The sequence below is a fragment of the Planktothrix sp. genome (genome assembly GCF_046067725.1).
Taxonomy (GTDB): Bacteria; Cyanobacteriota; Cyanobacteriia; order Cyanobacteriales; family Microcoleaceae; genus Planktothrix.
This window is the reverse complement of record NZ_JBJUDF010000107.1, coordinates 33046-42521: the sequence shown is the minus strand read 5'-3', so window position 1 is coordinate 42521 and position 9476 is coordinate 33046. Positions and strand designations below refer to the sequence as shown.

The following is a 9476-nucleotide window of genomic DNA, read 5'->3' as shown; positions in this document are numbered from 1 at the left end:
GGGGAATGAACCAGGATATAGAGTTTAAATCCCTAATTAGCCTTCATCTCGTCAACCCTATATCCTTTTTTTCTTCTGTTTCCGTCTTCTATTGCTTCAACAAAGCCAGGACTTGTTTAACACTTTCAGGGAAAATTACGACTAAACTCCCTGAAGTTGCTTCTTTCAAAGCGGTTTCAATAGCTATTGGTTCTTTGAGAATAATTTCATAGTCAAACTTAGGATTTTCTTGGGTAACTCCAATCTCAATATATTTAGCGACATCTCCCCGTTCTCGCCCTCGATTATCCTCATCTTCTTTAATAATAATGCGCTCAAACATTTGGGCAGCTAATCGTCCTAATTCAATAAAATCTTCATTGCGGCGATCGCCTGGAGCACAAACGACCCCAATGCGTTTACCATCGGGCCAATTGCGAACAAATTCTAAAATGGCTTGAAAACTCGCGCGATTATGGGCATAATCTAATAACACATGGAAGGATTCATAAGGAATTAAATTCATCCGTCCAGGGGTTTGTTTCACCGACATTTCAAAGGTTCGTAACCCTTGAGTAATTTCACCAATGGTGACACCTTGGACATAAGCCGCTAAACTCGCCGCCAGCGCATTCGCAATCATAAACGGAGCTAATCCCCTTAAAGTGAGAGGAACATTCGCCATTTGTTCAACGCGGATGATTTGATCTCCTTTTAAAAAGGATAAATAACCTGATTCATAAATAGCAGCAACGCCTCCCTGGGCAACGTGCTGATTGACAATAGGATTATCGCTGTTGAGGGAAAAATAAGCGACTTGTGCTTTCACTTGGGATGCCATCGCGGCTACTAAGGGATCATCGGCATTTAACACCGCATACTTTTGGGCGACTTTTGCCACCACACTTTTAACTTCTGCCATTTCTTCAACGGTGTTAATATCCTGTAACCCAAGATGGTCTTCAGACACATTCAACACCACTCCAACATCACAGCGATTAAATCCTAAGCCAGACCGGAGAATTCCCCCCCGTGCGGCTTCTAATACGGCGATTTCAACCGTTGGGTCATTTAAAATTAAGGCTGCGCTTTGTGGCCCGGTATTATCTCCGGCTTCAGCCATAAAATCTCCGATATAAGTCCCGTCTGTCGTTGTATAACCCACAACTTTTTTAGTTTGTTTCATGATATGGGCAATTAAACGGGTTGTGGTGGTTTTGCCGTTGGTTCCGGTAATGGCGGTAATGGGAATTTGGGGGGAGGTTCCAGGGGGAAACAGCATATCCACAATGGGGGCGGCGACGTTACGAGGTTTACCTTCGTTGGGTTGAATGTGCATCCGTAACCCTGGCGCGGCGTTCACTTCCACAATCACTCCATCCACTTCCCGCAGGGGGCGACTAATATCGGGGGCGGTAATATCAATTCCGGCAATATCTAAACCAATAATTTGAGCCGCTCGTTCTGCAATCCAAATATTTTCCGGGTGAATTTCATCGGTGCGGTCAATGGCAATACCTCCGGTGCTTAAGTTTGCCGTTGCTTTAAGATAACAAATTTGCCCGGATTTAGGAATACTATCTAAACGATAGCCTTGTTGTTCTAAAAGATCAATACTTTGGCGATCAATTTCAATACGAGTTAACATATTTTCGTGACCCATTCCTCGACGGGGATCACGGTTTGTTTCTTCTACTAATTCTACTAAAGTTGAACGACCATTCCCCACAACATGAGCCGGAACTCGTTGGGCAACAGCCACAACTTTTCCTTGTACGACTAATACGCGATAATCATTGCCTTTATAGTAACGTTCAACAATAATACTTCCCATTTTAGATTCTTGTTTGGCAAATTCATAGGCATTTTCTGCTTCATGCCACGTTTGAATATCCAGGGTAATTCCTCGACCATGATTACCATCGAGGGGTTTTAAAACAATCGGAAATCCTCCAATATCATCGATAGCTGGTTCTAAATCATCTAAACTTTGAATAACGGTTCCTTTAGGAACAGGTAAACGGGCTGCATCTAAAAGGGTTTTTGTTCCTTCTTTATCGCAAGCAAATTCAATGGCTAAAACATTACTACCATCGGTTTGTGAAGCTTGAATGCGTCGTTGATTTTTACCATAACCGAGTTGAATGACATGGCGGGCGGGTAATTCTTTCCAAGCAATACCGCGAGATTCGGCTTCTCGGACAATGGCCTCCGTTGTGGGGCCCAGTTGAGCGTCTAAGAAGATTTCTTGTAAATCTTGTAAATCTTTTTGGAGTTCTGTTTCTCGATAATATCCATCATCAATCAAACGATGGCATAACCTCACGGCGGCACGGGCGGCATAGCGTCCGGCTTCGGCGATTTTATATTCAAAAATGACTCGATAGACACCAGGTTGAGAACTCGGACGAGTACACCCAAATTCTACGGGCATTCCGGCTAAGGTTTGCAATTCTAAAGCAATGTGTAACACCACATCACTCATCAAGATTCCGTTTTTTACTTTTGTCATGAAATCTTGATATTTTGGCTGCGTTAAGTTGGGTAAGATTTCCCGTAATCCTTCGTAGAAGTCTGGAATTTCATCGCTATAGCGATTATCCTTTTCTAAATCGAGATGAATAATAATCAGGTGAGGATGATCAATACTCCAATAATTCGGCCCGCATAAGGTCTGGGTTTTTAGAATTTTCATTGTTATTACCTCCTAAACGTTTGAATCTGTCAGGTGCATTCTTTTTATAAAGGGATTTTAGGCAACTCAGATTCACAATTTCAGCTTCGGGTAAATTATCTCACAATTTCAGAAAGTAGGAGCAGCAAATCCTTGAAAAATTAGTGAATAATCTAAAAATTTAAGAAAAATATTAGATTCTGTCCTTGCTTCAGAATCAGCCGTAAAACGTTCTGAAGCAAGGAGGAACTATTATGGGCTTCTGTCCAGCCTGATATTAACTTTTTTCTGGAGAGAATTGCTCACGATGATAGATTTTTTGACTACAATTGATCAAGATTTATGGATCTATAATCGGTTTGTTTCATTAACGGTTAAACTCTGGATTGATGGGGCACAAAGCCAGCCAATTCATATCCGGGTTTCAACTTCAAAGGGAAATCAGTTGTCCGGCTTTTAAATTTATTATTGATATCGGGTCTGTAAAACCCCAGAGTTTCTCAGTTTTTTTGATCATCTGAGGTTGACAAAAATCAAAATTTGTGTAGATCAATGAAGATCAAAACGAATGCAGCAAACCAGACTGTGAGGAATAATCTAAAATTGACCTAAAATTTCTGAGGATAGAGATCAGATTTCTGGCAACGAATGATATAAAAATATCTATAAAATAGCTGTATCATCAATAAATCGAGGTTAACGATTGATAGGGAGAGGAGCGATTAATGGCTCAAGAAACCATGAATAAAACCCGATTGGAATTCTCGGAAATCCCAATCGCCAAAGAACCGATCTCGGTAGAAGCCTATGCTGATGAACTCATGGACGACATTTTTTCCGATGTCGAACGAGTCATTCAGGGGGAATCTCGGCTACCGAAAGAACCTGTCCAAGCGGAATTTATTTCCCTAAAATCGATTAAAGTTCCTCAAATTATTTTACCTCCAATGCCCGGTCAGGAGGAAGAAGAGGACAAAGAAAAATTACGGGATGCTAGTGCAGAAAAATCCTCTCTATCTTTGGATCGGATTCTGTTAATCGCTGCATTTTCATCGTTATTAATTACGGTATTATTATGGTTAGCAACCCGGGGCGGTTTAGGGCGCTTATTTGCCCCAGAACCTGTCGCTGTTTATCCCGAACCGGTTTTAGATGCAAAAACAAAAGCAGATATTCAATTTTCCAATTATATTGAGCGATCGCTCACCAATATTGAACAACAAAATCAACAAACGCCGTTAGGGTTGCCTTTATTGCCTCCTCCGGTTCCTAATGCTGCATTACCGATTCTTCCAGTTCCTGGGACTCCTACGGTAGCTCCAGTAGCTCCATCAACTCCAGTGATGGATACTAATAATTTGGTTGCGGCGATTAACCGAGTGGCAGGGGCCATTCAAGATGCCTCTAATCAAACGGCATCCCTGTCTCAACAAGTGATGAATAGTTTGGCGAAGGTACAACCCACATCTCCCCCTTCAACGGCGGTTCCTGACGGTCGGAATTCGGGTTCTGTACCCGCACCTACACCCAAAACAACATCCCAAACACCCCAAACCCCAGCGCAACCTCAATCTGCCATCCCTCCGGTTGCGGTTCCATCTGCACCCCAAACTCAGGGAGTTGTACCTGAAAACACTTCCGTACCTCCTGCGCCTGCGGAAAATACGGCTCCTCCAGAACAGTCCACCGCCACCAACCCACTTCCAGCCACAAACCATACGTTAGTGGGGATTTTGGAATTAGGAGATCGCTCGGCGGCACTGTTTGAAATTAACGGAGTGGCTCGTCGGATTTATGTCGGTGAAACCATCGGTGCCAGTGGTTGGTCACTGGTAGAAGTGGCGAACCAAGAAGCGGTCATTCGTCGCAATGGAGAAGTTCGCACGATCTTCGTCGGACAACAATTCTAAAGACTGAGGCAGAAACCGGGTTTTTCAATTGATAAGAGTTAGAAATCCGGTTTCTTAAATTTTGTAAAATTGTTATTTTTATCGTTTAAATTTCATCAAAAATCATGGGTTTATTTGAAGATTTTAGTCGGTTTTTAGAAACTCGTTTAGAGGAATTTATCAAAGATAATCCTCATTTAGAATTACAAGCTTTAGAAGAACAATTGCGGGAACAAGAAGAAGATACTTTACGGTTAATTGCTGAGTTAAACCAAGAAGAAAAAAAGCTGGAAACGGAAATTCTTAATATTGCTCAGGATATTCAAAAATGGCATACTTGGGTACAAAAAGCTCAAGCAGCTAATCGATTAGATTTAGCCGCACAAGCGCAAGAACGAGAAGCGACGTTACTGCGTCAAGGAAATCAACGTTGGGGACAAATGCAAGGGGTTAAAGAACGGATTCAAAAATCTAAAGAACTTTATTATCAAGTACAGCAGCGCCATCAAGAAGTTAAAGCAAAAGCCGCTGAATTGGAAGCAAACCGCGCGAAAGCCAAATCTCAACCCACCCCTCAGAATTCTTGGGAAACTCAAGGTTGGAATCAAAGTCAATTCTATAGCAGTTCGGATTCCTTTAATGACTCGTTAGAAGCAAAATTTAGACAATGGGAAATGGATGATGAATTAAACCAGTTAAAGCGGAATATGGGGCGTTAATCCATTATTCTTCTGAGGGATCAAAATTCACGTACTCGTAAAGAGCGGCTAAATTCATCTGAAATTCAACGGTACTTAAGGTTAAAATCGACTCAGCAGACTCATGAAAATGGACTGCTCAACACACCATCGAACCTAGCACACCATTTTTGACTCGCAGGGTGGCATAGCAGAGGGAGTGTCAACGAAGCCTCTCAACGTAGAATACTTACCCTGTTGCAATTATAGCCGTTTTATTTCTATTTTTTTTGTTGAAGTCTCGTTAATCCAGTGATTGACAAAGACGGATGCAGCCAACCCAGACAGTAACTTTATATTCCCTATTCCTAGTTCTGTGTTGTTTCTTGGTATACCATTGAGTCGTACAATGGGTTTGATGCGTTCCGTTCTTACTAGGAGACTTCAATGCCAGAGGCAGTTGGTGTCATACAAACCCTGGGTTTTCCAGGGGTTTTAGCCGCAGCAGATGCGATGGTCAAGGCTGCGCGAGTCACCCTTGTTTACTATGATTTAGCAGAACGGGGTGAATTTATTGTCGCAGTTCGTGGCCCGACATCGGAGGTGGTTCCTGCTGTCCAAGCTGGTGTTGAAGCGGCGGAAAAGACGTTTGGTTGTTCAATTATTACTTACTACATCGTTCCTAACCCCCCTGAGAACATTGTAGATGTTATGTCAATTGGCTACACAGAACTCAGTGAACGCTTTCGCACTTAACATAACTTCTAATTTTGCGAATACGATTCAATCGCAACAGTTTTAGAGTCTAATAAATTCAGGAGAAATTAAATGTCACAGCAAGCTGTTGGAGCTTTAGAAACCAAAGGTTTTCCGGGTGTTTTAGCCGCCGCCGATGCCATGGTTAAAGCCGGTCGGGTAACCTTAGTGGGCTATATTCGCGCAGGAAGTGCACGGTTTACCATTATGATTCGGGGAGATGTTTCCGAAGTCAAAACCGCAATGGATGCCGGAATTGCAGCCGTCGAAAAAGCCTATGGCGCAGCATTAGAAACTTGGGTGATTATTCCTCGTCCCCATGAAAATGTGGTCGCGGTTTTACCAATTGATTTTAATGATAATGTAGAACAATATCGGGCTGCAGCAGAAGGCTTAACTTTACCCGGAAGTCGTTAATTGAGTTAGGCATTATCGGTTGGGTTTAGTCTGGACTCAACCCAACATTGTTTCTATTAATATATAAATCTCCAGTTTAAACCTAATATTTGAACCTGAAAAAAGCCCTCCATGTTTTTAACTTGGAGAGCCGTTTTTTAGGTTAATTTTGATGAAAGTTGCCTGTTATTGCTCTAAATTTAAACAACTTTTTTCCTTAAAAATAATAGCAAGGCTTCACTAATTTCTTGGGGCCAATGTTCTTGGGGGTAATGTCCGGCTTGTTCTAAGGTGACAATTTCTGCCCCAGAAATGCCTTTAGCAAACGCTTCAACCTCGGCAAAATCTAACCAAGGATCGATTAATCCCCAAATAATTTGAGTCGGTTGATGCCAATTTTTAAACCCAGATTCAATTTCAGTCATGGCATCTTTTAAGCGTAAATTTTTTAAGGTGGCTAAGAGCGATCTCCCCGCAGCAGAAGTCTTTAAAAACGGACTCCGATACACTTCTAAAACTTTATCTTCAATCACATATTTACTTCCCCCTTCTAAGGTTCGATCCACTAATAACGGATCTTGAGTCATCATATCGCCGACAAACGGTAACGCCATTTGTTGTAATTTCCAGGGAAGTTTAGCGGAGGTGGAAATAGGGGTATTGAGAATTATTAATTTTTCAATTTGTTCAGGATGACGCAGGGCATATTGTAACCCGGTTGAACCTAAAAACCCTTGCACCACTAAATAAAATTTTTCCAAGTTTAACTGTTCAAAAAAACCTGCTAACCCTTGAATAAACCCATCAGGAGTATAGGAAAAATCCCGTTGATCGGGTTTTCCTGAATATCCCGATCCAATCCAATCCGGTGCGATCGCTTTATATCCCTGTTTTTCCAACTCCTCCATAATCACCAACCAACTATAACTTTGAGACACTAACCCATGCAAAAACACCACAGGAAGTTTATCAGTCGTTTCCGGGTTATTTTCCCGATAAAACCAATTTAAAGAACCAACTTTAATCTCGTTTTTCGTAATTGACATGATAGTTTTAAACCCTAAATAAATTGCCGATTCCCCATTCGTAATTCGTAATTCGTGATTCGTAATTCGTAATTCGTAATTCCCTAAAAACAGTTGTAGAGACGCTGCATTCAACGTCTCTACAAAAGTTGATATCATGAAAATGACTCAAAATTTAGAAGTTCATTTCAGCCGCTTGAACTTTCTCAATTTGTTTCTTCTTCATCACCAGCATGACTTGAGCTAACATCACCAAAGCGATAAAGGCAATTAACCCGGTCACACGAGTAGAGCTTTGCAGAACAATTTCTGTATCATGCTGACCAAACCCACCGACATTGGGGTTATTGGTTAAAGCATCACCAGCAGCAACAGTTTGACCTTCAGAAACAATCAAAGAAGGGCCAAGGGGGATTTCATCCACAACGGTTTGACCATCGGCCGTTTGAATGGTGACTTGAGAACCTGATTCCTCTTGGGTTGTAATCTGGGTAATGGTTCCAGCAACAGAAGCTTTATAAACAGTATTATTGCTAGAATTTCCTGCCGGATAAACTTGGCCACGACCCCGGTTTCCACCGACATGAATCGCAAATTTTCCATAGTGAATGGATTTATCCGTTTCTGGGTTCGGAGACAACACAGGGAAGACGATTTCTTGATGCTCTTCACCCGGTAACGGCCCGACAATCACCACATTTTCTTGATCTTCCCGATAAGGTTGGAAGAACAGATCGCCAATTTCTTCTTTCCATTCTTCAGGAATGCGATCTTCAGGAGCAATTTTAAAGCCTTCGGGCAGCATTAACACTGCACCGACGTTTAAACCGCCTTTGCTACCATCTCCCAGAACTTGCTGAACGCTGGTATCGTAAGGAACTTTAACAACCGCTTTAAAAACTGTATCCGGTAGAACAGAATGGGGAACCTCAATTTCTGTCGGCTTGGACGCTAAGTGACAGTTGGCACAAACAATTCGTCCTGTCGGTTCACGGGGAGTCAGAGGTGCCGTTTCTTGCGCCCAAAATGGATAAGCCGCAGCAGACTGGGGGAGTGCAAAATCACTGGTTAGGAAGAAAGCAACCGTTGCTACGGCAACCCAAACGATCTTCCAAGTCGCCCGGAAACGAGGCATTTTTACTAATTGATCAATTGGTTGCATTACTAATGTTCTATTTCGGGTCAAAATCAACAGAATCAATCATCAGAGAATTTAGATTTCAGAGATTGATCTAAAATCCAAAATCTTTGTATCTAAAATTTATTAAGCCCACCAGGGATTTTCGCCTGTGCGGAAGTCAGTTTCTGTCCAAGGTGTAAAGCTTAGTTTGTCATCCACAACGGTGGCGTGAACCAATGCTAAGGATAGAGGTGCTGGCCCCCGAACAACTTTACCTGTCGCGTTATATTGAGAACCGTGACAGGGACACATAAATTTGTTTTCGCTGGCGTTCCAAGGCACAACGCAACCTAAGTGGGTACAAACGGCATTGATGCCATAGTCCGCTAAGGTAGAATCGTTTTCAACCACCATATAGGTTGGATCGCCTTTTAAACCTTGGGCTAAAACCCGGTCGCCCGGTTTATGGGTGGATAAAAATTCACTGACGATAACATCGTTACCCAGAGCATCTTTAGCCGTAACGCCACCGCCAGCCGCACCACTAGCAGGGGGCAGAAAATATTTGACCACCGGATACAGCGCACCGACGGCAACGCCTGTGACACTACCGAAGGTGAGTAAGTTCATGAATTGACGACGCCCCATACTGGGAGCATCAGCGTTAGAAGAAATTTGAGTCATAATTGACGCAGCTTGTCTGTGTGATTTTTACTTTACTGGGCAAAGAAGCCGTCAATCTAGGGATATCAATCGCTGAACCGATTGCATCTGATTTACAGGGAAAATCTGACTCACTCCGTCTGGCAACGGCAAGCCCGATATGAGTTCACTAAGCATTATCACATTATTTGCACCCTTGTTTATTATCCATTGAGGGTTGGTTGTTGACTCTCAGCCAGGGTTCTTTTGGCACTCTTCCTGTTCCCCTGCTTTCCTAGCCCTGTTTTTGGTAATCTA

At 42.5% G+C, this 9476-nt stretch carries 8 protein-coding genes; 4 read left to right on the top strand and 4 right to left on the bottom strand.

Annotated features, from left to right (window positions below; translation table 11 throughout):
• Positions 1–88 precede the first annotated feature (88 nt).
• A complete protein-coding gene (cphA, locus tag ACKPEB_RS06200) occupies positions 89–2674 on the bottom strand; it encodes a cyanophycin synthetase (protein ID WP_408963964.1) in 2586 nt (861 codons plus the stop codon).
• A 704-nt stretch (positions 2675–3378) separates the two neighbouring features.
• On the opposite strand from cphA, the gene ACKPEB_RS06195 reads away from it, so the two are divergent.
• The 4 genes from ACKPEB_RS06195 (at position 3379) to ACKPEB_RS06180 (ending at position 6392) form a co-directional block, all read left to right on the top strand.
• The gene (locus ACKPEB_RS06195) at positions 3379–4563 is read left to right on the top strand and encodes a hypothetical protein (protein ID WP_408963963.1); all 1185 of its coding nucleotides are present in this window, start codon (positions 3379–3381) and stop codon (positions 4561–4563) included.
• A gap of 104 nt (positions 4564–4667) precedes the next feature.
• Positions 4668–5261: a TIGR04376 family protein gene (locus ACKPEB_RS06190; RefSeq protein WP_408963962.1), complete on the top strand. Its 594-nt coding sequence runs from the start codon at positions 4668–4670 to the stop codon at positions 5259–5261.
• Positions 5262–5666: 405 nt separating this feature from the next.
• Positions 5667–5975 carry a BMC domain-containing protein gene (locus tag ACKPEB_RS06185; protein WP_408963961.1) on the top strand — a complete coding sequence of 103 codons (309 nt, stop codon included), beginning with the start codon at positions 5667–5669 and terminating at the stop codon, positions 5973–5975.
• Between the two features lie 72 nt (positions 5976–6047).
• The gene (locus ACKPEB_RS06180) at positions 6048–6392 is read left to right on the top strand and encodes a carbon dioxide-concentrating mechanism protein CcmK (RefSeq protein ID WP_408963960.1); all 345 of its coding nucleotides are present in this window, start codon (positions 6048–6050) and stop codon (positions 6390–6392) included.
• 179 nt (positions 6393–6571) lie between these two features.
• Here ACKPEB_RS06180 and ACKPEB_RS06175 read toward each other — a convergent pair whose 3' ends face one another.
• The 3 genes from ACKPEB_RS06175 to petC form a co-directional block, all read right to left on the bottom strand.
• A complete protein-coding gene (locus ACKPEB_RS06175) occupies positions 6572–7417 on the bottom strand; it encodes an alpha/beta fold hydrolase (protein ID WP_408963970.1) in 846 nt (281 codons plus the stop codon).
• 154 nt (positions 7418–7571) lie between these two features.
• Entirely contained in the window at positions 7572–8531 is a 960-nt protein-coding gene (gene petA, locus ACKPEB_RS06170; RefSeq protein WP_408963969.1) for a cytochrome f, read from the bottom strand.
• Between the two features lie 129 nt (positions 8532–8660).
• Positions 8661–9200, bottom strand: a complete 540-nt coding sequence (petC, locus tag ACKPEB_RS06165; protein ID WP_408963959.1) for a cytochrome b6-f complex iron-sulfur subunit — start codon at positions 9198–9200, stop codon at positions 8661–8663.
• Positions 9201–9476: the final 276 nt, after the last annotated feature.